General features: G+C 48.1%; 23 protein-coding genes. 21 read left to right on the top strand and 2 right to left on the bottom strand.

Translation table 11 applies throughout. The features are described 5' to 3' along the window. The first annotated feature begins 166 nt into the window (after window positions 1-166). The 20 genes from MHI12_RS28220 (at window position 167) to MHI12_RS28125 (ending at window position 21,869) form a co-directional block, all read left to right on the top strand. Window positions 167-562: a transcriptional repressor gene (locus tag MHI12_RS28220; RefSeq protein WP_340014799.1), complete on the top strand. Its 396-nt coding sequence runs from the start codon at window positions 167-169 to the stop codon at window positions 560-562. Next, entirely contained in the window at window positions 538-1,344 is an 807-nt protein-coding gene (locus MHI12_RS28215; RefSeq protein WP_036612804.1) for a winged-helix domain-containing protein, read from the top strand. Before MHI12_RS28220 ends, MHI12_RS28215 begins: the two co-directional genes overlap by 25 nt. Before the next feature lie 288 nt (window positions 1,345-1,632). Then, entirely contained in the window at window positions 1,633-3,096 is a 1,464-nt protein-coding gene (locus MHI12_RS28210; protein WP_405173063.1) for a catalase, read from the top strand. Window positions 3,097-3,304: 208 nt separating this feature from the next. Continuing rightward, window positions 3,305-3,721 (top strand): BlaI/MecI/CopY family transcriptional regulator, encoded by a 417-nt coding sequence (locus MHI12_RS28205; protein WP_405170913.1) that lies wholly within the window; start codon window positions 3,305-3,307, stop codon window positions 3,719-3,721. A gap of 1 nt (window position 3,722) precedes the next feature. Further along, window positions 3,723-4,583, top strand: coding sequence for a M56 family metallopeptidase (locus MHI12_RS28200; protein WP_047840779.1), 861 nt, complete (start codon window positions 3,723-3,725; stop codon window positions 4,581-4,583). Window positions 4,584-4,633: 50 nt separating this feature from the next. Then, entirely contained in the window at window positions 4,634-5,047 is a 414-nt protein-coding gene (locus MHI12_RS28195; RefSeq protein WP_100528505.1) for a DoxX family protein, read from the top strand. Between the two features lie 199 nt (window positions 5,048-5,246). Next, on the top strand, window positions 5,247-5,948 hold the full coding sequence (locus MHI12_RS28190) for a pirin family protein (protein WP_076328703.1): 702 nt from the start codon (window positions 5,247-5,249) through the stop codon (window positions 5,946-5,948). 44 nt (window positions 5,949-5,992) lie between these two features. Then, window positions 5,993-6,328 (top strand): hypothetical protein, encoded by a 336-nt coding sequence (locus tag MHI12_RS28185; RefSeq protein ID WP_036667838.1) that lies wholly within the window; start codon window positions 5,993-5,995, stop codon window positions 6,326-6,328. A gap of 174 nt (window positions 6,329-6,502) precedes the next feature. Continuing rightward, complete coding sequence (locus MHI12_RS28180; RefSeq protein ID WP_100528316.1) at window positions 6,503-8,098, top strand: spore germination protein; 1,596 nt, start codon at window positions 6,503-6,505, stop codon at window positions 8,096-8,098. A gap of 4 nt (window positions 8,099-8,102) precedes the next feature. After that, window positions 8,103-9,302: a Ger(x)C family spore germination protein gene (locus MHI12_RS28175; protein ID WP_100528317.1), complete on the top strand. Its 1,200-nt coding sequence runs from the start codon at window positions 8,103-8,105 to the stop codon at window positions 9,300-9,302. Further along, window positions 9,295-9,516: a hypothetical protein gene (locus tag MHI12_RS28170; RefSeq protein WP_100528318.1), complete on the top strand. Its 222-nt coding sequence runs from the start codon at window positions 9,295-9,297 to the stop codon at window positions 9,514-9,516. The genes MHI12_RS28175 and MHI12_RS28170 overlap by 8 nt, the downstream gene beginning before the upstream one ends. 57 nt (window positions 9,517-9,573) lie before the next feature. Further along, on the top strand, window positions 9,574-10,776 hold the full coding sequence (locus MHI12_RS28165) for an endospore germination permease (protein WP_353882418.1): 1,203 nt from the start codon (window positions 9,574-9,576) through the stop codon (window positions 10,774-10,776). A 131-nt stretch (window positions 10,777-10,907) separates the two neighbouring features. Next, entirely contained in the window at window positions 10,908-11,738 is an 831-nt protein-coding gene (locus MHI12_RS28160; protein WP_353882417.1) for a uroporphyrinogen-III synthase, read from the top strand. 206 nt (window positions 11,739-11,944) lie between these two features. Continuing rightward, the gene (locus MHI12_RS28155) at window positions 11,945-13,444 is read left to right on the top strand and encodes a cobyrinate a,c-diamide synthase (RefSeq protein ID WP_353882416.1); all 1,500 of its coding nucleotides are present in this window, start codon (window positions 11,945-11,947) and stop codon (window positions 13,442-13,444) included. A gap of 178 nt (window positions 13,445-13,622) precedes the next feature. Then, the gene (locus MHI12_RS28150; RefSeq protein ID WP_235193706.1) at window positions 13,623-14,345 is read left to right on the top strand and encodes an SDR family oxidoreductase; all 723 of its coding nucleotides are present in this window, start codon (window positions 13,623-13,625) and stop codon (window positions 14,343-14,345) included. Window positions 14,346-14,388: 43 nt separating this feature from the next. Beyond that, entirely contained in the window at window positions 14,389-15,027 is a 639-nt protein-coding gene (locus MHI12_RS28145) for a ThuA domain-containing protein (protein WP_036667831.1), read from the top strand. 72 nt (window positions 15,028-15,099) lie between these two features. Continuing rightward, on the top strand, window positions 15,100-15,480 hold the full coding sequence (locus MHI12_RS28140; protein WP_091012767.1) for a phasin family protein: 381 nt from the start codon (window positions 15,100-15,102) through the stop codon (window positions 15,478-15,480). Continuing rightward, window positions 15,481-17,151 carry an AarF/ABC1/UbiB kinase family protein gene (locus MHI12_RS28135; RefSeq protein WP_036667829.1) on the top strand — a complete coding sequence of 557 codons (1,671 nt, stop codon included), beginning with the start codon at window positions 15,481-15,483 and terminating at the stop codon, window positions 17,149-17,151. Window positions 17,152-17,663: 512 nt separating this feature from the next. Continuing rightward, window positions 17,664-19,115, top strand: coding sequence for a SulP family inorganic anion transporter (locus MHI12_RS28130; RefSeq protein ID WP_405170912.1), 1,452 nt, complete (start codon window positions 17,664-17,666; stop codon window positions 19,113-19,115). A 1,146-nt stretch (window positions 19,116-20,261) separates the two neighbouring features. Further along, window positions 20,262-21,869, top strand: coding sequence for a DEAD/DEAH box helicase (locus tag MHI12_RS28125; RefSeq protein ID WP_074092592.1), 1,608 nt, complete (start codon window positions 20,262-20,264; stop codon window positions 21,867-21,869). 493 nt (window positions 21,870-22,362) lie between these two features. Here MHI12_RS28125 and MHI12_RS28120 read toward each other — a convergent pair whose 3' ends face one another. Both MHI12_RS28120 and MHI12_RS28115 read right to left on the bottom strand, forming a co-directional pair. Further along, on the bottom strand, window positions 22,363-23,295 hold the full coding sequence (locus MHI12_RS28120) for a hypothetical protein (protein WP_340907305.1): 933 nt from the start codon (window positions 23,293-23,295) through the stop codon (window positions 22,363-22,365). Window positions 23,296-23,297: 2 nt separating this feature from the next. Further along, the gene (locus MHI12_RS28115; RefSeq protein ID WP_167483717.1) at window positions 23,298-23,441 is read right to left on the bottom strand and encodes a hypothetical protein; all 144 of its coding nucleotides are present in this window, start codon (window positions 23,439-23,441) and stop codon (window positions 23,298-23,300) included. 262 nt (window positions 23,442-23,703) lie between these two features. Between MHI12_RS28115 and MHI12_RS28110 the strand changes: the two genes are divergently transcribed. After that, complete coding sequence (locus tag MHI12_RS28110) at window positions 23,704-25,497, top strand: vWA domain-containing protein (RefSeq protein ID WP_405170911.1); 1,794 nt, start codon at window positions 23,704-23,706, stop codon at window positions 25,495-25,497. Window positions 25,498-25,686: the final 189 nt, after the last annotated feature.

Below are 25,686 nucleotides of genomic sequence, written 5' to 3'. Positions count from 1 at the left end.
TTATTTGCATATACAGGATGTTAGAGTGATATTGACTTCAATATGCAATGAGATTTATACTTAATCTAAATCAAAATGTATTCCTTCTTTTTGGGAAGACCATCATAAGTAGAAGATCAGTGTCTGATTTCATATAAAATGGATCAATAATAAAGGAGAAATGGTTGTGAGAACTTTAAATCTGACGATACAACGACAAGCGGTATATGATGTGGTGCGCCATTCAGAGGATCATCCGACAGCTGCTGATGTCATGAATCGACTCGTGGAACAAGGATATAATCTGGCCTATGGTACGGTGTATAATTCTCTTCGTTATCTGACGGACAAAGAATTGATACGGGAACTTAAACTCGGAGAGACAGCAAGCCGGTACGATGCCCGTATGGATGATCATCAGCATATTATGTGTGAAGTGTGCGGCAGAGTGGACGAGGTGATGACAGAGGTTCCTCCACAATGGATGAAACAGGTAGCTGAAGAAACCGGATATGCAATCGATCATGCTCATGTGGTCTTTGGAGGTGTCTGCGGGGAATGCAGAAACAAACGGATCAAGTAAAAATAAAACTGCCTGGCCGCCGTTTACCCCTAAGGGTTAAACCAGCCTTGTCTGACTCAACACCCCTTGTGGACAATTGTCCGGTTACAAGGCGTGTTATTCTGATCAGCCCGATGCCGGGGCAGGTTCATGAACTGGTAAAGGCCTTAACGGATAGTTGCTTTGATGTACTGGTCTTCCATCGCTGGGAACCGGATCTGCATGAGCGTCTTGTCTTTGATCTGTTGATCTATGATCTGTCTGTTGCTGGAACGATCGATGCATTTGCCGGCATTAGCAGCCGATTGAATCGTGAGGCTGAGCATACAACCCCTTGTTTGTATCTGGTTGGTGAGAAGATGATTGGCAGTGCAAGTGGACCGATGCTTCAGGAGGAATTGCTGGTGTGGCCTGCACGCCCGCAGGAAGCACTTTACCGAGTGCAGCGCATGATTGGCAACAGCCCTGCTCTGCCCAACCGTGGTTTTTTGCCTGAGGAAGGGCACCGTATCGGATTTAAAGATCTGTGGCTCGATCGTGAACGGATGAGTGTACAGCGCGATAATAACCGGATTCATCTAACCAAGACCGAATATGATCTGTTACTCAAGCTGATTGATGCCAAAGGTGCAGTCATTTCCCGTGAGGAAATGCTCAGCGATATCTGGGAGACGGACTTTACGGGTGGAAGTAATGTGGTCGATGTTCATATCAAAAGCTTGCGCAAAAAATTGGGCGATAATGCTTCTTCGCCGCAATATATTGTAACAGTAAGAGGAGTGGGCTACCGCCTGGCGGATTAGTCCGCTTTTTTTTGCTCAAATTTTATCTTTCACTTCATGCTTTTTCGGGTACTACCTAATAGAGAGGCAGATCAGAATCATTCCCTTAAAACATGTTCATAGTTCATTCATGAATGTTGAAGAACCTCATCTTAATCTCATGTGAACCTCATGCAAGAGTAGAGTGGGACATGTTAGAATCAATTTAACAGTTAGATCAAGTCTAAATGTATATTTAAACCGAAGCCGAATATGATTTTAATAGTAGATATATAACAGCCGTGAGACCCATTAGAGGAGGACGACATGATGACAGAACGTATGACAACAAATCAGGGAGCACCTGTAGGTGACAACCAGAATTCCCGCACAGCAGGCAGAAGAGGGCCGACACTGCTTGAAGACTACCATCTCATTGAGAAAATAGCCCACTTTGACCGTGAACGTATTCCAGAACGGGTGGTTCATGCAAGAGGAGCAGGTGCTCATGGCGTATTCACGCTAGAGCAAAGTATGAAGGAGTATACAACAGCTGACTTCCTACAAGATCCAGGTACGGAGACGGATGTGCTGGTTCGTTTTTCAACCGTTATTCATGGTACGGGATCACCAGAGACTGCACGAGATCCACGCGGATTTTCCGTCAAATTTTACACACGGGAAGGCAACTATGATATTGTCGGTAATCATCTGCCCGTTTTCTTCATTCGTGATGCGATGAAGTTCCCTGATATGGTGCATTCCTTGAAGCCGGCTCCGGATACAAATATTCAGGAACCTGCCCGATATTGGGACTTTATGACCCTCTCACCGGAATCAACACATATGATGACCTGGTTGTTCTCTGATCTAGGCACACCAGCAAGTTATCGAGAGATGGATGGTTTCAGCGTACATGCTTTCAAATGGATTAATGCACAGGGACAGGTCCACTATGTGAAATACAAATGGGAGTCTGCACAAGGCGTGCGAGGCTTCTCTCGTCAGGAAGCTGCCGAGGTACAGGGGCAAGACTTTAATCATGCTACCCGGGACCTGCATGAACATATCAAGAACGGGCAGTACCCACAGTGGAAGCTTCAGGTACAGCTCTTGAAGCCTGAGCAAATGGATGATTTTGCTTTTGATCCGCTCGATCCAACCAAAACATGGCCTGAAGATGTATTGCCGTTCCATACGGTAGGGACCATGACCCTGAATCGGAATCCGCAAAACTTCTTTGCTGAAGTGGAGCAGGCGGCCTTTTCTCCTAGTGCGCTTGTACCCGGAATTGAGCCTTCCGAAGACAAATTGTTGCAAGGACGCCTATTCTCCTATCCAGATACACAGCGTCACCGGCTTGGACCGAACTATTTGCAAATTCCGGTGAATTGCCCGTACGCACCCGTTCGTAATCATCAGCGTGATGGACTCATGAATGTGAATCAGGACCCATCTCCGGTGAACTATGAACCCAACAGTTCAGGAAACAGCCCGCAAGAAGATCCGGCATACCGGGACAGTCAGGTTCCGTTGCAAGGGCATGTTACAAGAGAGAAAATCGAGAAGACGGATGATTATACGCAGTCAGGTGAGCTTTTCCGTTCATTTACTCCTGTAGAGCAGCAGCATTTGCTTGATAATCTGGTCAATGACCTTAAGGGCGTATCTGTTGATATTCAAATGCGTGCCCTGTGTCACTTCTTCCGAGCGGATGGACAGCTTGGCGGACGTTTAGCTCATGGACTCGGCGTGGATATTTCTGCACATATGCCGTCACAGGATGGAAAATAAAGTACAGTTTGACCATGTTCTACAACATCATACGGACTAATATTCGTTGAAGACCGGGCAGAACCGCGAACGTGCGGAACTCCCGGTCTTTGGCCTTTTTTACTGAAATGGAAAACAAATTTACAAATCATTTACATAAAATAGCTGACATAGAGGTTGACTTCTCATTTGATGGCACTACAATGGGTAGTGTGAGGGGTGTCAGAAAATGAGAATACACAATTTCAAAGTGGGTGAGCGTGGGCTCAACCGATTTTTCGGTCCGCTGGAAGCCAGGATTATGGACATTTTATGGGCTCATCCTGGCAGTAGCATCCGTGAAGTGCAGACCGCACTTGAACAAGACAAAGACGTCAATTTTAATACAGTCATGACCGTGATGAATCGGCTCGTAGACAAGGGACTTCTCGGAAAGTCACAAAAGGGCAGAACATCTTTGTACCAACCGGTACAGAGCAAGGAGGAGTTTATGAACGACCAATCCAAGGAACTGTCACATGAGTTGGTGGATGAATTCGGAGCTTTGGCATTGAATCATATGCTGGATGCGCTGGACGAAGCAGATGCGGGTCTGATTGAACGCTTGGAACAGAAGATCAAACAATGGAAAAAGGATAGCGATTAAGATGTGGAAGACCCGCTCGAAACTTTTGTTTACCGTCGGGTTTGGCATTCCGCTACTCGTGTTCATGCAGATGTTCATGTACGCGATGTACAAAATTTTTGGCTGGGATATCCCGTTTAACCTGCTCTGGCTCTGCAATCATTGGATGAGTCGACTGGGATGGTTATCCGTGGGACATTTCCTGCTGGCACTGGTATTGCTGACATTTGCGGGAACAGGTTGGTTGTTAATGGTGCGTATGATGAAAACCAGAGCAGCCGTACGTAAACTTCGCTCCATGGAAGTGCATGCATTGTCTCGTGAACTGGAGTCCAAGTATCACCATCTCGGACAGCCAGGATTCATTGTAGTGGACAAGCATTCTCCGGTTGCATTTACAATTGGTCTATGGAGACCTTGCATCGTACTTTCCACGGGGCTTCTGACGATGCTGGATGCAGAAGAGGAGACTGCAGTTGTGTACCACGAAGTCCATCATCTGTGGCACCGTGACCCACTGAAGACAACACTGTTATCGGTATTTGCAATCATGATGCCGTACATTCCCGTATTGAAGCATACTTCGAAACATTACAATATCGTTAGAGAAATTCTGGCAGACAATGAGGCCATTGAGCGTACAGGCAATGTGGCAGGCATTGGCAGTGCTTTGCTCAAGTTGCTCCGTGCTTGTCCTGAACCTTGGGGGGCCAAAGAACTGACCGTTCAATCCTCATTTGCGGATACGTCGGTGAATGTCCGCATTTCACGTCTGCTGGACCCGGAACAGGACGTGACGCTGAGGTTGCCACGTTATGCTGTTCTGATGTCGGCTACTGTTTTTCTATTGCTGTCTATCTTGTTTGTTTGGTCCATCGGATAGATTAATTGGGCTACATGTGAAGTCGAATATAATGAGGAAGGAAGATGAACATGAATAATAAAAGTGTAGAGATTGGATTGCTTTTCTCAAGGATTATGATCGGTTTGATCTTTGTATTGCACGGCTGGAGTAAATTCGAAGGTGGAATCAGCGGTACGGTAGGTTTTTTCGAAAGCATTGGTATTCCCGGATTTCTTGCATCCGTTGTAGCCATCATTGAGTTGGTAGGTGGTGCAGCGATGATTCTGGGTCTGGGAACACGTGTGTTTGCTGCCCTGTTTGCCATCGTGATGGTTGGCGTTCTGTTTACAGCCAAAGTGGGTGAGCCGTTCCTGAGTGGTACCGAGTTAGATTACCTGCTGCTGGCGGGTTCCCTGACACTGCTCTTCACAGGAAGCCGCCTCCTGGCCGTGGATTATCTGTTCTCCAGACAGGGGAACGCTCGTCAGAATGTGAGTGCTTGAATTGACTAACGATTGCTAAAAAATAATGAAGTGCAGGATGAGTCCTGTAACGAGGTTCTTTATTGGCCAGGCCGGTTCGGGAATTGCTTTGCGAACCGGGCTGATCAGTAGAGAACTTTTTTCGTTTGGACGACATGCCTATGGTTTGTTACAATGAGAATAAGTATGCTACTAAGAAAAAATAAGGAGGATGCATTTTATGATTAACGTCATTCCATCCGATGCCCGCTCCAGCTTCGATCGAGGCTGGCTCCGTGGCAGTCACAGCTTTTCTTTCGGAGAATACCAAGACCCGGAGAATACGGCGTTTGGACCGATGCGGGTAGCGAACGACGATGTGATCGCGCCTGGTCGCGGTTTTGGAGCTCACCCACATAGTGATATGGAGATTGTATCGATCGTACTGAACGGCAAGTTGCGACATGAAGATAATCTGGGCAATGTAGCCGTTACAGGCTTTGGCGGTATCCAGCGGATGTCAGCAGGCAGTGGCATGATTCATACCGAACATAATGCATCCGATACCGAAGAAGTACGTTTGCTTCAGCTCTGGTTCATGCCACAGACAAAAGGGTTGGAGCCCTCCTATGAGACGACATCATTTGATCCAGCGGCATTGGCAGGAGCACTCGTGCCGATTGTATCCCCAGATGGGGGACCAAGAGTTGCGACCATTCATCAGGATATGACGATCTACCTTGGCCGATTAGCCAAAGACGAAACGTTAACCTTTAATCAGGATGCAGGCCGCCGAATGTACATTTTCTCCATCGAAGGCAAGCTGGGATTGGACGCAGAGTACCTGTTGAACGAAGGCGACACGGCTCGTGTGGAACAGCAGGATTCAATCGAACTGCAAGGAAACGAAGATACGTTCTATATGATTATTGATTTGCCGTAGATGGCTGATGAAATGAACTCCAAGATGAAGGAGGATATACACGTATGGCGCAACAGGAATGGTTTATGGTAAAACATGCGGTGACCGGGCGAGGATTAGCTAATAGCAAAACAGATTCGCTGTCCTATCGGTTCCAACAGGAGGGTACAGGTTTCATATTTACCGTTACGGGTCTGGACGAGCAGATTGTGGAACAGATTATGGAGCTTAGACAGGAACTGAACGTATTTCGATTCGTCCAACGCAAGGATCAGCCCCTTTTGAAACACTGGTATTACGTAGATGGTGAACGGGTAGTATACGACAGGGAGAGTCACACGCTAAGCATCTATGCGAAGTCGGAGATTCGTTATGTGCCTGAAGATTATTTTGCGGATTAACTTATAAGTACCTATAGAACTTGGAACATCCCAGAGGTCTCTGTTAAATACAGAGGCCTTTTTGCTGTCTGAAAACGCAGAGAATTTAATCGTAATTTTGCAAAAAAGACCACATAATTCCCTGCTGTCTGGCACAAGCTACCTTGTATAAAAACAAGAACGGAGGGGCGGCATATGGCAGACAAAACATCTGGAAAAGACAAGTCCCGACAACCGGGACGAGCTTCAGAAGAAAAAAAACATATTCCTTTGGGACTGCCGTCCCCGCCTTTTCTTCGGCAGCCGATTAGTGCAGTACATGAAACTCAGATTAAGGCGGTAAAGGAGATATTCTCCGAATGCTCGGATGTGGTTTTTCGCAACGTCATGATTACGCCTGAAGTGAAAGGACTTCTGGTCTATATTGAAGGCATTGTTAATTCGGCTGATATCCAGGAACACATGCTGCGTCCGATTATTCGAGGGCTGGTGCAGCAGCGAACAGATGAACCTGATGTCCCACTGGATGATACAACCGTTGAGCTAACACAGGTGAAGCGAGTGGATACCTGGGCTGCTGCGACAGAAGGGGTGCTGGCATCCTCTGCCCTTCTGGTGGTCGATGGAAGTAACAAAGCCTGGATGTTCAATGTCAAAGGTGGCGTCAGACGTGGTGTGGAGGAACCGCAGACAGAATCCGTGATTCGGGGACCGCGGGAGGGATTTACCGAAACGCTCCGTGTGAATACGGCCTTATTGCGGTTCAAGCTGAAAACACCTGCGCTCAAGATGGTGAGTATGACCCTTGGAACAGACACCAAGACAGATATTGTGCTGACCTACCTGGAAGGTATTGCCGATCCAAAAACGATTCAAGATGTTAAGAAACGTCTGGAAAAAATCAATATTGATGGCATCCTGGAGACGGGTTATATCGAGGAATTGATTGAAGATCATCCGTATTCCCCTTTTCCTCAGATGCACTACTCGGAGCGGCCGGATACCGTTGCAGGCAATCTGTTGGAGGGACGCTTTTCCATTATGGTAGATGGAACCCCCTTTGCGCTGATTGCTCCAGTCACGATGTGGCAGATGCTGCAAGCCAGCGAGGATTATTACGAGCGATTCTTTATCAGTAATCTGTTGCGCTGGATTCGCTTTTTGTTCGTAGCCATTGCGTTATTTCTGCCAGCCCTATACATCGCTATTACGACATTTCATCAGGACATGCTGCCAACCACATTGATACTGAGTATCGCGGGGGCACGGGAAGCTATTCCTTTTCCGGCACTGGTCGAAGCTCTCATCATGGAGCTATCGTTCGAAGCTCTCCGGGAAGCGGGGGTCAGGTTACCCAAGACAGTGGGTCAGGCTGTCAGTATCCTCGGTGCACTCGTGATCGGACAGGCCGCAGTTCAAGCGGGGATTGTATCCGCACCGATGGTTATTATCGTATCCATGACAGGAATAGCTTCCTTCACGATCCCGCGATTTAACTTCGCGATTACGGTGCGTCTGCTCCGATTTCCGATCATGTTACTGGCAGGTATGCTTGGATTATACGGCATCGTCATCGGCTTGGTCCTGATCTCGGTGCATCTGACACAGATGACTTCGTTCGGTGTCCCATATCTCTCTGGTCTTAGCCCGTACAGTAAAACAGATACCAAAGACATTCTCATTCGTGTGCCATGGTGGAAAATGATTAATCGTCCTTCTACGGTACATCGGGATCAGAAACGGATGACCGAAAAGATCAACGGTTCCCCTGAAGCTGAGGAAGGGTGGTGAACCCATGCAGTTCATATATAAGTACCGGGCAGTGATAGCACTGTTGTTATGTACCACTTTTATTTCAGGTTGCTGGGATCGTAAGGAGATTAACGATGTTGCCTTTGTGATTGGTATTGCTGTTGATAAGGAGGGGGACAATTACAGATCCAGTCTTCAGATTGCTCTGCCGGGACAATCCGGTTCTTCCGGTAGTGAGGGAGGCGGAGGCGGCACGAGTGGGGATAAATCCTGGTTCATGTTATCCAATACAGCCAAATCATTGCATGGTACGTCTATTGAAGGTCAAAAGGAACTCTCACGAACAATCTATTATGCGCATCGCCGTACGATGCTTATTGGTGAGGAGCTTGCCCGGGATGGCGTGGCCTCCATGCTTGATCTGTTTACGCGGTATCCGCTGAACCGATTCTCTGCATTGCCAGTGGTCACAAAAGGTGCAGCATATGAGGTCATGGATACGGATGCACCTATAGAGAAGTTTCCATCCGAGATGGTGCGGGAACTGTGCTTCCTCAATATGCGTAATCCACGTTCACTTAAAACGTTTATAGATGCCATTCTGAGTGAAGGTGTCGATCCATTCCTGCCGGTCGCTTCGAAAGTGAGCAATGTTCCAAAAGGGTGGAAGGACGCCAAAACAAACATCAAGCTGGATGGGTTGGCCATTTTCAAGAAAGATAAGCTGGTTGGCATGATCGACAAAGCTCCAGCCGATGCGCTCATTCTTGCTATGGGCGAGGCCAATGCGCCGGAGATTATGGTTAAAGCTCCTGGCGGAGATGGAAATATGTTCATCAAGTTGAACGAGAACAACGCTTCACTACATCCCAGTATCAAGGCTGACAAGGTCACCGTGAATATTGAATTATATGCCAAGGGAGTTCTCGTAGATAACGAATCCAATTATGGTGACCGGCGTGAGAATGAGATTCTGAAGTTACATGAAGCCATTCACGAGAAAATAAAATTGGATATCGAGGAAGGTGTCCGATTGGTTCAGGGAAAATACCATGCGGACATCCTTGGAATTGGTCGATCCATTCATCAACATCTGCCGGCCAAGTGGGACACGATGAAGGATCGTTGGGATGACATATACCCTGAAGTTGAGGTGACGGTTACCCCCCATGTCCTTATTGAAAACGTTGGGGTGAGTAATAAACCAATCGGCGTTGTAGAGGAGGAAGTTGTACATGATTAAACCACTCTTATTTACCTACCTGGCCATGGCAATCGTGGTCATCTTGATGGATTTCAGACATTTGAAACAGGCAGCTGCCATTAATCGCTGGCTATCCTATAGTTTGATAGCAGTAGGTACAGGCATTTGGTTCTATGTCACTAATCTAAGCAAAACCTTATTTGTGTCGGTATGGATAAGCCACGTTATCCAGCGTTTACTGCCACTGCCCTAGGTTTATGGACAGGACGCATTAAGTTTGCGGGATCACGAGAGGGAGAGGAGGTTTTTCATGAATCAGAGAGTGACACACCGTCAGATGATCCTGCTCGTGCTGCTGCTCAGTGTTTCAGGTACGTTAATTCAGCCACACGCGCAAGCTATCTACTATGCGGAACAACATGCTTATCTCTCGTATATACCTGTAGTCGTAGTGATGCTTGCATCCATGTGGATGTTGAGCCGGGTTCAGCGGCGATTTCCTGAGAAGGATCTGTTCGAGTCGCTCATCGGAAGATTCCCCTTACTGGGAAGATTAATGGCGTTTCTGTACATTATGTTTTTTTTCTTTGTGTTTGCAAGAGATATTCGGTTAACAGGTGACTATATCAGTATCACATTGCTGGAGACAACACCGATCTCTATCATTGTAATGTCACTGATGATTATGGGCGTTTTTATCGTTCGGGGCGGACTGGGCTCCTTGATTGGAATGACGGAATTGTACGTCACTTTGTTCCTGTTGAACTCGGTAATTGTACCTTTCATGCTCATTCAACAAGTCGACATGGACAACCTGATGCCGTATTTTCATGTCGATGTTGCAGGCGTAGGTAAAGGGAGTTGGTACATATTTTCATTTTATGGCGAGATGATTGCATTGCCCTTTGTAATCAAGGGTAGTGATTTTCGTTTTAAGTCTGCCCTGGGGGGAATTATCCTCTCGGCACTGCTCATGATGCTGATTGTTGTGGAAACCATCACTTCTATTGGCGTTCCGATTGCTTCAAGACTGGTATACCCTTCCTACGAGCTTGCAAGACAGCTGCAAATTAGTGACTTTCTGGACCGGTTTGACTTGGCACTGGCAGCAGCGACTTTGCCTACGATGATCACGAAGATTGCTTTTGACCTGTACTTTGTCTGCTGGGGATTGAAGCGAATGATTCCGAACGTATCGGGAAAGGTATTGACAGGCCCGATTGCCCTCGTCGGATTTGTCTGTGCATTCTGGTTCTTCCGAAATGCCATTCAGCTCAATCGTTTTACTCGGGAATGGACATGGGTTGCCATTGTATTTGAAGTGCTGTTCCCTATTGTGCTGTTTCTTTTCCTTCGTCCTCGCAAAAAGGATAAAAAAGAATCTACCCAACAGAGATCGGGAGAACAGTCAAAGAAAGAGAAACATGAGCCGGAACAAAAATCGGCTGATTCGGAGAAGGACGGAGAGAAAAGACGGAAAGATTCTCATGGCGGAGAACTCCAGCCTTCCTGATGCATTCCATCAAAAATCCTTATAGATGAACGGGCAAAAAGAGGGAAAGTACAGTTTCCCTCCACAGAAGTACCCTGTATACTGTAGTCAGACTGATGAACATTCGGCTGAACTAACGGGGGGGAACATGAATGGCTCAACATTTGGCAGGTGTGCGTGTAGCATTGACAGGACCACGAAAATCGAAAGAAATGTCCATACTGGTTGAAAAAATGGGTGGAATCCCGCTTGTGCGACCGGCACAGGGGACTGTATTCCTGGATGATCGGAGTATCAGGGATGGACTGGTATCCTGGATCTCAGACCCGCCAGACTGGGCGGTGTTAACTACGGGTATGGGATTGGATGCATTGTTTGAAATGGCTGAGGATATGGAAGTCGCAGGCCAATTGCTGGATGTATTATCGGAATCCTCAATTGCGGCAAGGGGATACAAGACGGTGAATGCGCTCAAAAAGCGCAAGTTAACACCGCTGGTACGAGATGATGACGGTAGCACGGACGGGCTCATTCGAGAATTCTCCCCACATGATCTCGCAGGGAAAAAGGTTATGTTGCAGCTTCATGGGGAGACAGCTCCCAAACTCGTTGCATGGTTGGAAGAACAAGGTGCAATCGTCAGACAAGTGCTTCCTTACCGCCATGTACCGCCAGAAGAGGCAGAGTTGGAACAGTTATTAAATGAGATTCTAAATTTCGAAGTAGATGCTGTTGCGTTCACAAGTGGACCACAGGTTAGATTTCTGACGCAATATGCGGCCTCCCAGGACAAGCTTGAGCCGATGCTTGCAGCCTTCAGACAAGGTGTAATTCCTGCGTCTGTAGGTAAAGTTACCGCAAACTCCATGCGTGAAGAAGGCATTGAGGCACTGGTCATTCCGGAGGAAGAGAAGATGGGAGCACTCATCGTTGAGCTTGGACGTTACTTTGCAGCAGGGCGTGCGGCCAAGATTAGAGATTAGTGGCCTGCTTTTAGATCAGTTCGACAAAAAGCTTTTGGCGTCGCTTCATGAATAAAAAGTGTGCATTAATCTTAACCGCATCGCTATATGATGCGGTTTTGTTTAGATTATAGAATTTATACGTTACAACTAAAATACGAATGTACATCCTTGATAGTGCTTCGATCAGAAGCTTTTCTTATCTCGAAGAAAAGGTGGAAATGACGATGACCATTGCAGATCCTAACGCCAGACCCCGACTTATCATTGCAGGGACCGGAAGTGGTGCAGGGAAAACGACAGTAACTTTGGGGCTAATGAGAGCACTCGCTCAGCGTGGCTTGAGTGTACAAGGGTTCAAATGCGGCCCGGACTATATTGATCCGACATACCATACCGCCGTCACGGGCAGACCGTCACGTAATCTGGATGCATGGATGACATCGCCTGAGTATGTGAGAGATACGTTCGAGAAGGCATCGGCGGGACATGATATTTCCATTATCGAGGGCGTTATGGGCCTCTATGATGGCAAAGATCCGCTTAACAATACAGGCTCAACTGCAGAGATTGCTCTGGTCACGCAGACCCCTGTGATTCTGGTTGTGGACGTACGCAGCATGGCTCGCAGTGCGGCCGCGATTGTCTTGGGTTTTCAACAGCTGGAGCCTGAATTAAATATTGCCGGAGTGATCGTCAACCGGTGTGGAAGTGCGGGTCATTATACCATTGTGCAAAAAGCCATTGAGCAGATGTGCGGCATTCCTGTGGTTGGCTGGCTGAAGCGGGACGAAGACATGTCCATCCCGGAGAGACATCTGGGGCTGGTACCTGCCATTGAGCGCGGTGAACTGGAGCCATTATTTCAGCGGGCTGCCGATGTGCTGATGGAAGGCACTGATCTGGATCTTCTGCTGGGACTGGCGGCAAGCGCCCCGCCGTTAAATGCAGAAGAAGTGAGTCCTGCCACGACTGCCCACACGGATTCGGCTAATGCTGAATCAGGCTCCAATTACGATTCACAATTCGATTCAGTGATCCACGTTAATAATCGACATGTATCATATGCGGTACAGCCTGTCATTGCCGTTGCGCGCGATGCCGCATTTAATTTCTATTATCCCGATAATCTGGAATTGCTCGAAGCAGCCGGGGCCCGATTACAATACTTCAGTCCTCTTGCTGGCGAAGGTATTCCAACGGATGTGGATAGCGTCTATTTGGGCGGCGGGTTTCCAGAGGAATTTGCAGCAGAGATTGCCGGTAACCAAGGGTTCTTGGAAGGACTTCGACAGGCAGTACAATCCAACATGCCTTTATTTGCCGAGTGTGGTGGTTACATGGTGCTTGGAGAAACGTTGACCGACCGAGAGGGAGTTACTTTCGACATGGCGGGCATTATCCCCGCACAGGTGCAGATGCAGAAGAAGCGCGCTGCGCTTGGCTACCGTGAAGCAAGTAGCGTTCGGGATTCCTTTTTGCTGAAAAAGGGTGAAGTACTTCGGGGTCATGAATTTCATTATTCGACAATGACCTATCGTGATGAAGAAACGATTCCTTATGCGTATGAGACCAAGGGGATGCGTGGCTTGAAGCAAGAGGGATATGCCGCAGGCAACATCGTGGCGGGGTATACGCACGTTCATCTGGGCTCTTACCCGGCAGCTGCTCGAAGATGGGTGGAACATTGTTTAGCCTATCGGCAGGAGCGATATATGCAGAGATAATAGCAGCTATTTATAGCTCAAATAGATAGCTGGATTCAATAAGCAAAATGGCTCTAATCTCGCTTTTGCCTCCTGAGTCTTTGGTCGTGAAGTTGGCGATCCTATTCTGAATTAAAGGTTTTCAGATGAAAATGTGGAATGAATAAAAGACAGAATCATTATGCGAGGGAGGGACATCATGATGAGAACCGTATGTGTAACGGGAGCTGCTCGTGGATTGGGATTGGCTTTGACGGCACAGATGCTGAAGAGAGGGTATCTCGTGTATGCGGCCGGTCTGGACGTGGAAGATTCCGAGGGAATTCGTATGCTTGCAGAAGGATATCCTGACCATCTGCGCGCCATCGAACTGGATATCGCGGACGACCTGTCGGTAGCTCTGTTCACGGAGACATTGAAGCTGGATACGAATCATTTGGATATGCTGATCAATAATGCGGCTATACTAGGAAGTATTACGGATCATATCCGCGGGCCGTTGAATATGGCGGAGATGGCTGAAGTATTTAATGTGAACACCTTAGGTACACTGCGTGTGACTCATTCCCTGTTACCCCTCCTTCTTCAAGGACAGGTCAAGCTGATTGTTGATATCTCTTCCGAGGCTGGAAGTATAGAACAATGCAGTCGGGATGGGTGGTATGCCTATTGTATGTCCAAAGCTGCTTTGAACATGCAGGCCCGTCTTGTGCACAATGGTCTGAAGGATGAAGGCGGACAAGTGATGCTTGTGCATCCCGGTTGGGTACAGAGTTATATGAGGGGCGAATTGGATGTTGCTGCGGATCTCACGCCCGAGCAATCTGCACAGCATATCGCAGTACTTATCGACCGCCATGAACAGTTTAAAGGAGATCAGCCCGCATATGTGGACTACAAGGGAGAGAAGCTCCCCTGGTAGTTGGTTTTATACAGTGAGGTGAACAAGAAAGGAGATTAATTGAATGGATCATCGTAAAAAAGCATTATTACTTGGCGATTATACACATCCGGATTGGCACCCGCTTCAGGGGGTGGATGCGGAGATTAGCCGAATTTTCCATGATACTATGACTGTGCAGTGCAGTGAGAATCGGAATATGCTGCTGCAAGAAAATATAACCGGGTTTGATGTATGTATCTCATACATGGACGATTGGAAGGGTAAAGTCTCTCCACAGCAGACTGCAGGTTTGTTGTCCTATGTAAGTAATGGGGGTGGACTGGTCATTATACATAACGGCATTTCGCTCCAAAATCGTTATGAGCTCAAACAGATGATCGGTGCCAAGTTCCTGCATCATCCGGCGTATGCACCGCTTGAATTCACTGTAACGGCGGAAAGCCATCCCGTGACGGAGGGCATTTCGAATTTCACAATGGAAGAAGAACCGTATCAGTTCGAATTTGGTTCTTTTGCCGAAACGAAAATATTGCTGGAATATCAATCCGAAGAAGGACCAAAGCCTGCGGTTTGGGCTCATCGATATGGTGTTGGGCGTATTGTTTATCTGATGCCAGGTCACCATGTGCCGTCTTTTGCACACGAAACGTACCGGAAGTTACTGCTGCAAGCAGGCAAATGGGCTGCACGTTACGTCTGATCGGACTGACATTTTTGCATGCAGAGTATAAGGGGTATAATATAGAGATCAACGAAGAGGAGGATGACAAAAATGAGCGATTTGTTCAAAAAGGCGATCTCGTTAGGGCTTGGTCTTACTGTCGTAAGCAAAGAAAAAATTGAGAAAACCGTGGATGATTTGGTCAAGCGCGGGGAACTTGCGCCCGGTGAATCCAAAGCTTTGGTTGAACGTCTGCTGGAACGGGGCGATGAAGAGCAAGGCCAGTTCAAGAGAATGATTCAGGAACAGGTCAAGCGTGTGCTTCAGGAAGCTGGTGTGGCATCCGAAAGTGATGTAACCAGTCTGGAACAGCGCGTTGCTGTTCTGGAGAAAAAACTTGCCGAACTGGGCCACTCACCACAGCTTCAACCTGATGAATCCCCGGCTCCACTTGAAGTTCCTCCTCCTCTCAAAGGAAACGAGATCGAGTAGATGGCAGTGCGAATCAAACATGTCGGCAGATACCGTGAAATTGCCATGGCGCTAGTGCGTCATGGCTTCGGTTATATGGTCGAGGAGCTGGGTTTGTTCCAGCTGCTGGCTCTGCCCAGACGGTGGATGTCGCGTGAAGCACACACCACCAAAACGCTGAGTGAACGCATCAGGCTTGTGCTGCAGGAGCTGGGGCCAGCTTTCGTCAAGCTGGGGCAACTCGCAAGCACAAGGGCAGATCTGTTGCCTGAGTCTGTCATTCGCGAGCTGGTGAAGTTGCAGGATCAGGTCCCGCCGTTCTCTTCCGAGACGGCACGGGGTATTTTGGAACAGGAATTGGATACACCGCTGGAGGAGATCTTTTCCCGGTTCGAGGATACCCCTGTAGCTGCGGCCAGCATTGGACAGGTGCATCTGGGCAAACTTCAAAGCGGTGAATCGGTAGCCATCAAGATTCAGCGTCCCGGTATATCGCGTATTGTGCAGCGTGACCTGGATATCTTGCGTGAACTGACAGCCATGGCCGAGAAGCGCTGGGACTGGGTGAAGCAATATCAGATTCCGCAAATGGTCGAAGAATACGCTCAGGCGTTGATGGCCGAGCTGGATTATACAGTCGAAGGCCGCAATACGGAAAAGATTGCACAGCAGTACCAACAGGACAACAAGGTCAAAATCCCGGCAATTTACTGGGATCAGACTTCGTCCCGTGTGCTCACTATGGAGTATATCGAAGGTATCAAGCTCAATGATCGTGAAGAACTGGTCAGACGCGGTCATGATCTGAATAACATTGCCGAGCGGCTGGTGGATTCATTATTGAATCAGATCTTTATTCAGGGTTTCTTTCATGCTGACCCACATCCGGGCAATCTAATGGTATTGAAGGATGGACGTCTTGCTTTTATAGACTTCGGTATGGTGGGCAGTCTGAGTGATGAGATGAAACAACAGCTTGCTTCGCTTATTATTGGGTTAATGCGCAAAGATACCGACAGTATGATTCGGGCGATTGAGAAATTGGGCATGATGCCAGATGACATGGACCTGCGTGGGCTTCATGTGGATTTGGACAAGTTACGTACCAAATATTACGATATTCCCTTTTCCAAGATCAGTGTGGGTCAGGCGTTGAATGATTTGTTCGGCGTAGCTCAGAGGCACCGGGTTGTCATGCCTGCGGATATTCTACTGCTTGGTAAATCGTTGCTGACGATGGAAGGTGTAATCGAACATCTCGATCCTTCCCTGAGCATTGTAGATATGGCCGAGCCCTTTGGGCGGAAGCTGATCAAGGAACGTTTTAGCGCTGGAAGAATCAAGAATCGCTTGTTCCGCAGTGCGGCCGATATGGCCGAGAGTGTCATTGGTCTGCCAGGGCAGTTAAGGCAATTATCATCCATTATTAGCAAAGGCAAGCTGAGACTGGAGATTAGTGTTCCTGAACTGGATGCACTCATGCGCAGAATGGACCAGATCAGCAATCGGCTGTCTTTCAGTATTGTGTTACTTGCCTTCTGTATCATTATGGTGGGCCTGATTATCGGTTCGTCGATCAGTCATCAGTCCACGATGCTGTGGGATATTCCGGTCATTGAGATTGGTTTCCTGGTGGCGATTTTGATGGTGGCTTTCCTGCTCTATTCGATATTCAAATCGGGAAGGTTCTAGCAACAGCATTACATCACAAGAATACCCGTAAAGAGACTTTCTTCAAAGGATCTTTGCGGGTTATTTTTTTGTGAATAGAGAATTGGTGAGTAAATTATAGAAAGATTAAGATAATAGAAGAAAAGGTTCTGTTTTTTCGCCTTAACTGTATTAGTACATATCCGGTCCTGTGACTATAATAATAGGTCAGTACATTAACGGACCCGGTTTTTCTGAGAGGGGAAAACCTATGGGCGTCAGGATCAGCTCCTGATGTCGCACGAGTAAGACAACTGAGGCAGTAACGTAACACCAGCGGTACACACTGGAACGGAAAAGACATGAGTGCATTAACCCGTCAAGATTACACAGATGGATAATGATGTAGCTCAGGCAAGAGCATATGAATGATGCGGAGAGGAATCCGTTGTTTTGTGCTGTCCTGGGTAGTTGGTTAGTGTGAACGTCTTCCGTTACTCTTCAGTAAGATTGTCCATTATAAGGAATACACGTAGGAGGAACGGCAAGAACATATGAATACTTTAAAACAACAATGGTTTGGCAACATTCGCGGAGACGTGCTGGCAGGCATTACGGTAGCGCTGGCGTTAATTCCGGAAGCCATTGCGTTCTCCATCATTGCCGGTGTCGATCCAATGGTCGGATTGTACGCTTCGATTACGATTGCGATTGTGATCTCGATTGCTGGTGGAAGACCAGGTATGATCTCGGCGGCAACAGGTGCCATGGCGGTACTAATGGTTGGACTCGTCAAGGATTATGGCGTGGAATATCTCTTTGCAGCGACGATTTTGACGGGCATTATCCAGTTTCTACTGGGCATATTTAAGGTTGGGCGATTTATTACGTTTGTGCCTCATTCGGTACTGACTGGATTCGTGAATGCACTGGCTATACTGATCTTTATGGCGCAGTTAACTCACTTCACGGGAGCGAACTGGATCATGTATGCGATGGTGGCGGGCACGCTGGCGATCGTTTATATTTTGCCACGGTTTTTCAAAGGCGTTCCAGCTCCACTGATTGCAATCATTGTGATGACGATTATTACCTTGGTGTTCCATCTCGATGTAAGAACAGTTGGTGACATGGGAAATATAACGAGCACTCTGCCGATGTTCCACTTGCCGAATATTGCATGGACTTGGGACACGCTGATGATTCTGCTGCCATACTCATTCACCATGGCACTCGTTGGTTTGCTGGAATCCCTGTTGACCGCAACCATCGTGGATGAGATGACCGAGACCAAGAGCAGCAAGAACCGTGAAGTGCGTGGTCAGGGTATCGCGAATTTTGTGAACGGTTTGTTTGGCGGCATGGGCGGCTGTGCGATGATCGGGCAGTCGGTCATTAATGTGAAGTCTGGTGGGCGTGGAAGATTGTCCACGTTTACTGCGGGTGCGTTTCTCGCGATCCTGTTGTTGCTGTTTAGCGGTGTGGTGAAACAGGTACCGATGGGTGCGCTCGTTGGTGTGATGTTTATGGTGTGTATCGGAACATTCGACTGGAGTTCCATTAAAAATATAACTCGCGTGCCGCGGGCGGAAGCCTTTGTCATGATTGTGACGGTGGCAATTGTGGTCTATACTCACGATCTGTCGATCGGGGTCATGGTCGGCGTTGTGCTCAGTGTGCTGCATTTTGGCTGGAAACAGACCAAGATTCGCGTACAGGCGAGCCAAGAGCAAGGGCAGAAGGTATACCAGGTTCATGGACCGTTCTTTTTCGGTTCTTCGTCCCGATTCGTGGATGAGTTCGATGCAGAGGCCGATCCGAAGGAGATCACGATTGATTTCGGAGGGTCACATATCTGGGACAATACCGCGGTTGTGGCTATTGGCAAAGTGAAATTCAAATACGCGAAGCTTGGCAAAACCGTGCACCTGCGCGGGTTGAATGAGGAGAGCACTCGCATTCTTCAACGGAGTGGATTTGCTACAGCTGGAGGGCACGGTTCGTAACTTGGTTGCAACGAAGGTTGTTGTACAAAGGTGCAATGTCGAAACGTAGTTACGCAGACAAGGTGAAAAATGAACGGCTTAGTAAATCTGGAATTAAGAATTTAAACAAGTAATGAAGTTAGGAAGCCTCTTGCCCTAAGTAGTGTTGAGCAGACATGCGACAGCCCTATGTAGTAGATAACATAAAAAGATACTTTCTATCAGCGGCGCACTTTTTCCCAATGTAAGTTCGGGGAGAGGGCGTCGTTGTTTTTATTAGAGAATGTGGTGTACAGCGAAGAAGAAGTAGTTTTAGTGGCAGTTCTAATGGTAGTAGTGATACTTCTAGTAGAAGTACAGGTAGTGTTGATTATTTTTGGTTGTTGTTGTTCCTAGTTCTAGTTTTTGTAGTTGGTGTTCTGGTTCTAGTAGATGTTGTTATTGCTGTAGTCGATGTTATTGTGTTGGAGCTTGTGTCCTCAGTATGTTTAAATTCTAACGAACCTGGCACGTCTTATATGGGGTTATTTGCTGTTTTCGTTATTCTAACGAATCTCAGACATCTTATTTTGCTAATATCGCCAATATAGAAGCCGTTTATCGTGTATTTACGAGTAATAAGGTGGATGGAGTTCGTTAGAAATTACAAACCGCTCTAATCGACGGAATAAGGTGTCCTCGGTTCGTTAGAATTAGTGGTGGCGGTAATTCTCATCGTGAAAACTATTTTTCGATCCAATTACACACAGTATACCCTGATCTACCATCTACCCACCGCTCCACCGCGTTCAGTTCAATCCTCGACCCCACTCACAGATTCAACCTTCGAACTATTGTAGGATATTCCACTCATCACTATTCTCAGGGGAGCTCCTCCAATAGTTACTCTCAAAAACCATCCTCAAACTCACTTGGTCGATACAAGTCACGCTGATCTTGGGATTTTGTGCTACAAGTTGGGGGTGTAACGCTGTATCCCCTTTTGTTTTGCTTGACTAACGTGTAAACTACAGGTTATGGAGAAGAAGAGCAACGAGTGGATTGCTTTTTAAAAAATTCATTTCATAATCATGATTGATATAAGGAAAACTAGTCTTGATGGCAGATACTGATACTAAGGTCATTATGAAATGGACTTATCTAAATGAATATACAGAGGTGTAACGATTGGCAAACTTTGAACAACTGGGCATTCGCCCGGAATGGTGCGAGATCCTGAAACATCAGGGCATCGCCGTGCCGACTCCGGTACAGGAGCGTTCGATTCCGGTACTGTTGGGTGGACGCGATATTATCGCCGAGGCACAGACAGGAACAGGGAAAACGCTGGCATTTTTGCTGCCGATTATTCAGAAAATTAACGTATCCGACCGTTCGCCACAAGCGCTGATTATTGCGCCTACGCGTGAGCTTGCGCTGCAAATTACGGAAGAAGCGAAGAAGCTCACGGCAAACGACGATAAACTGCACGTGCTTGCCGTATACGGCGGGCAGGATGTGGACAAGCAACTGCGTAAATTGCAGAACGGTACCCAGATCGTTATTGGTACACCGGGTCGTCTGCTGGATCACCTGCGCCGTGGCACGTTGAAGCTTGATAATGTGAAAAAACTGGTGCTGGATGAAGCCGACCAAATGTTGCACATGGGCTTCCTGGACGATGTGGAGACGATTCTTAGCGAGCTTCCACATAAACGTCAGACAATGCTGTTCTCAGCAACGATGCCTAAGGGCATTCGCAACCTGGCGAAGACCTACATGAAAGATCCGGAAGATGTAAAAGTATCTTCCCAATCCGTTATCCCGATCAAACAGATTCGCCAGCAGGTGCTGGAATGTACGGATCGCGGTAAGCTCGAAGCACTTCGCGGCATGATTGATACGTATCGCCCATACTTGGCGATTATTTTCTGCCGGACCAAGCGTCGTGCATCCAAGCTGAACCAAGATCTGCGTGAAGCAGGTTATGCAAGTGATGAACTTCATGGAGATCTGTCCCAATCCAAGCGTGAGAACGTAATGAAAGCGTTCCGCGATGCCAAACTGCAAGTGCTCGTTGCTACAGATGTAGCTGCACGTGGACTTGATGTTGAAGGCGTAACGCATGTATTTAACTACGATATGCCGCATGATGCGGAAAGTTATATCCACCGGATTGGTCGTACGGGCCGTGCAGGCGGTACAGGTCTTGCTGTAACGTTTGCAACAGAGCACGACAGACCGGAACTTGCACGTATTGAGCAAGGGATCGACCAGAAGCTGTCCCGTATCCAGTGGACAAGCGAAGGTCCAATTGCTTCAACTGGAGCAGCTAGACGTTCCATCAACAGTCAAGGGGATGACGAACGTTCAGGCGGACGCTCTTCCGGAACAGGCAGTGCCCGTCGCGGTGCAGGCCGTAACGATCGCAGAGATGGCGGGCGTGGGGGGCGTGGTTCCCGCGGTGGCGAAGGTGGCCGCAGTGAAGGCGGACGCAGTGGTGGTCGTAGCGGTGGCCGCAGCAGCGACAGCAGTCGCGGTGCAGCAGGTCAAGGTGGACGTGGTGCGGGTCGCAGTGGCGACGAGCGCAGCGCAGGTCGTGGTTCCGCGCGCAGCAGTGACAGTAGTCGCGGAGCAGCGGGCCAAGGCGGACGCGGTGCAGCTAGCAGCGGCTGGGCTGGCCGTAGTGCCGACAAGCGCACCTCCGGGCGCAGCAGCGAAGGCTCTCGCCGTCCGGAATCCGCAGGACGCGGACCGGCGAAGGGCGACCGTCGCGATTCTCGTCGCGGACGGTAAAGCCTTGGCGCAAGGGGCGATATAGCGGCAATTGCGCAGGCACCATGCCATGCCACAGTGATTGGCATGGCACATATGAGAGGGTTCGGGTACAGATGTACCGAACCCTCAGATCAAGGGTCGCGACGGAACCACGTCGCGGCCCTTTTTCAACAGGAAAGATGCTCATTTCCGCTTATTGTTTTTGTCATCTGCGAGTGCCTGTTTGCGCGCCTGCTTGGTTCCATGGAAGATGCCATTTAGGTATTCCCTATCTAGTTTTTCTTTTCTTTTCGTGTACTTCACATGGCATTTGGCAGACTGCCATAAAATTCAAAACACCTCATCCTAGACCTAAGGATGGGGTGTTTTTGGATTAATTCTTATATCATTAGAAGCATAACCTTCGATCTGTGGTGCTGACGCGCATGCAGGGGTGGATGAAATTGCATTCGTCTATATACAGGGATTGAGTTTGCACTAAACTACGTTTTTCTTTCTCAATATATCAACCCTACAGCTGAACATCTGCGTATTGATCCCGATATTTCTCGTTATACACCCGACCTACCGACTCTGCCAATCCCCCTCGTGCCTTGCTCGGATAGCGTTCAATCGTGTGATAAAGTCTCATGAATCGATCCTTGGGCATAAAGCGGGCGTAGCGGGTAATAAGACTAGGGAATAACTCAATATATTTGCTCTTGCGCACAGCAGCAGCAGCAACGGCTGTAAGTATCTGAATTCCATTGTGGAGCTGTAAAATGTTCACTTCATAGGTTGCGATATAACGAATCGCATCTTCACGGATCAAATCCGGCTTAAGTCGTGCGATCTCACCGATATATTCAGCGAGCAGCCGCTCGAAACTGCGTAGTAGCAAGGGCTTGAGTTGCAAATCCATGTCACTACGCAGGACAAAGGATTGTAACAGCGCAACCTGTTGCAGTCGAATCCGGTCATTGTAGACGAGTGAGCCGATCTCGCGGAGCATCTCATAGGCAAGTGCTTCATCCTGCTTTCGAGCTTCGGCGACGAGAGCCCAGTTGCGGTTAATACCCTGGCGGATGAGTTCCTCATCCTGTTGCAACGTGCGCTTCAACTCGCGCTGCTGCTCTACCTCGAACGAACGTTTCTGCATGAAGATCAGCAAGGCCAGAAGCAGCAGGGAAACACTGGCCGCCGCCATGGTTTGATCTATGGTCTCACCGAAATAGGTGGCAGCTGCACCGAACAATATGGTAATGAACAGGTCGCGTGCAATTCGACGTTTCACACGGGAAGTTGCCTTCGCTTGAACGGAATTGAGGGTACCCCGGCCACAGGCCGTGCACTCCTCTTCCCACAGGCAGGTGTACTGTCCACAACGGGAGCAGACTTGCAACTTTTCATAGGCATAGGTCGTTCGATGAAATGGTCTTATGGATACAACTAGTTTAGTACTCATGCTTAATCACGCTCACCATTCAGAATAGTGTAGAGGGTACGATCCGTATCTTCGCGGGAGATCGGTTTCCGCCGATGAAGCTGGAGTGCAATTACCTTTATGATGACAAAAAGAAACAATATGGCGAGGCATCCGTATGTAACCATAATCCGTTCCCTTCTATGGCTTGGTGAACAAGCGCTGTTATATTGCAGTTTGCTGGCAATAACTATATCATATTTCCATAGTTGGTACTTTTGTGCCAGTTCAAGGCATGAAATCGTCGATTTTTGTCAGTCATTACAAAACTGTAACTCAAGATAGGGGTGCTTTTCAGAATTTATTAGTAGACTGTTAAGATTTCCTTAAGGCTTGACGCCTATAATAAACTATTCCCATTTTAATCTCAAACGTGAAGGAGTACACCCAATGCTGCGGACACGCAAAATACGCTGGCTCAGCGGAACGATGGTTCTGCTGGCAATTCTAACGCTACTGTTACCTCAAGCGTTGCTGCCACAAGCTGCAGCGGCTCAGGCACAGACAAGCGGAATCGATGCGGTACTTGTAGCCGATGTAAGTAACTCAATGAATACAAGTGACCGTGACAAGATCAGTAATGAAGCCATGAAAATGTTTATTGATATGCTGCCAGTCCAGGGGGACAAGGTAGGGATTGTCGCTTATACCGATCAGGTGGAGCGGGAAAAGGCTATGCTGGAGATTCAGTCCGATGCGGACAAGAGCAGCCTGAAAGATTTTATTGATCAGCTCGGCCGGGGGCCATATACCGATGTCTCTGTTGGTGTCGCCGAAGCCGTGAACATACTGAATCACGGTGCAGACCCATCCCACTCGCCGATGATTGTGCTGCTGGCGGATGGTAACAATGACTTTAACAAAACCAAAGGCCGTACACAGGCACAATCCGACGCTGATCTGGCAAAAGCCGTGAAGGAAGCACAGGATCAGGGCATTCCGGTGTATACGATTGGACTGAACGCGGATGGCAAGCTGAACAAGAATGCACTGGCAGACCTGGCCCAGCAGACCGGAGGCAAGTCATTCATTACCGATACGCCGGATGATCTGCCACAGATTCTGAGTGAGATCTTCGCCGATCATGCCAAACTGAACGTCGTGAAGCTGCCCTCTGTAACGGGAAACGGCAGTTATCAGGAAGTTACCGTGAACGTGCCAAACGACAGTGTATTGGAAGCAAACATTTCGATCATGTCCTCGAAGCCGGTGGAAGTACAATTGACGGATCCTTCCGGACAAGCCGTGGATCTGAATTCGGATGCAGCCAAGCTCTCAACGTCGAAGAGTTATTCACTCGTGAAGCTTTTGAAACCCCAAGAAGGAGACTGGAAACTTCGGGTAAAAGGGGCTCCGAAAGACAGCATCGATATCAACCTGTTGTTCAACTATGATCTTCAGCTCGTTGTGGACCCAATTAAGACCAAGTCCTATACCAAAGGAGACAAGGTTGATCTTGCAGCCAAACTGGAGAATGGCGGTCAGCCGCTTCAGGATAATGATCTGTATACAGATATGAAGGCCACGCTGGTTGTGAAAGATGTGGATACAGGTAAAAGCGAGGAACAACCGCTGGAAAACACAGGTTCTGGTTTTGCCGGAACGTTTGAAGTACCAGACAATCATAACTATGAATTAGTCATCCGTGCGGAAGAAGACAGCTTCTACCGTGAAAGTGAGCCAATCACGATCAACGCGAGCGGAGCAGCTGGAAGTGGATCTCAACCAACAACGTCTGGCGGTGAACAGGACAAGCCGTTTCCTTGGTTGCCTGTCATCCTGGGAGTTATAGCCCTGATTGTGGTTGGTGTTGGTGCCTGGTTCCTGATGGGGTGGCTGAAACGCAAAAACCGGGGATTTGTAGGCCAGATGGTTGTGGAGATTCGTGATGAGAACACGGGAGACAAGTCATATCCACAATATAAAAAGCTGGTATCCTTCCGGGGCAGATTCCATCTGCATCAGTTGTTGCAACTGGACCCTGAGCTGAAGGAAACCGAAAAATATGTATTTACGCCCAGCAATGGGGATCGAATTATAATTCGTAACACCGCAGGCGGTACGCTGGAGAAATCCGGTCGTGCAGTTGATGCAAGCTCAGGCGTTGAACTGAAGAACGGTGACCGACTGAGCATCCCGCTGCAACAGGCGGACAAAACGATTTTGATTGAGTACTTGGTGTGAAGGATTATAGCTAAGTGAACGTAAGCTATATAAGTTGAACTAATCATTTACACGAGACCGCAGAGGACAGAAAAAAGCTGGAGAAGCGGAAGCGTTCGCCTTTATCCCCAGATTTTCACCGTTGAAAAAGAGAATCAAAAAATCTGGGGATAACAGCGATCGGAAGGTTGTTCTGTCATCGGAGTGGCA

This window comes from Paenibacillus sp. FSL H8-0280, assembly GCF_045040665.1.
GTDB classification, from domain to species: Bacteria; Bacillota; Bacilli; order Paenibacillales; family Paenibacillaceae; genus Paenibacillus; species Paenibacillus xylanexedens_A.
Note: the sequence above shows the minus strand (reverse complement) of the source record. Positions and strands in the feature narration are given on the sequence as shown.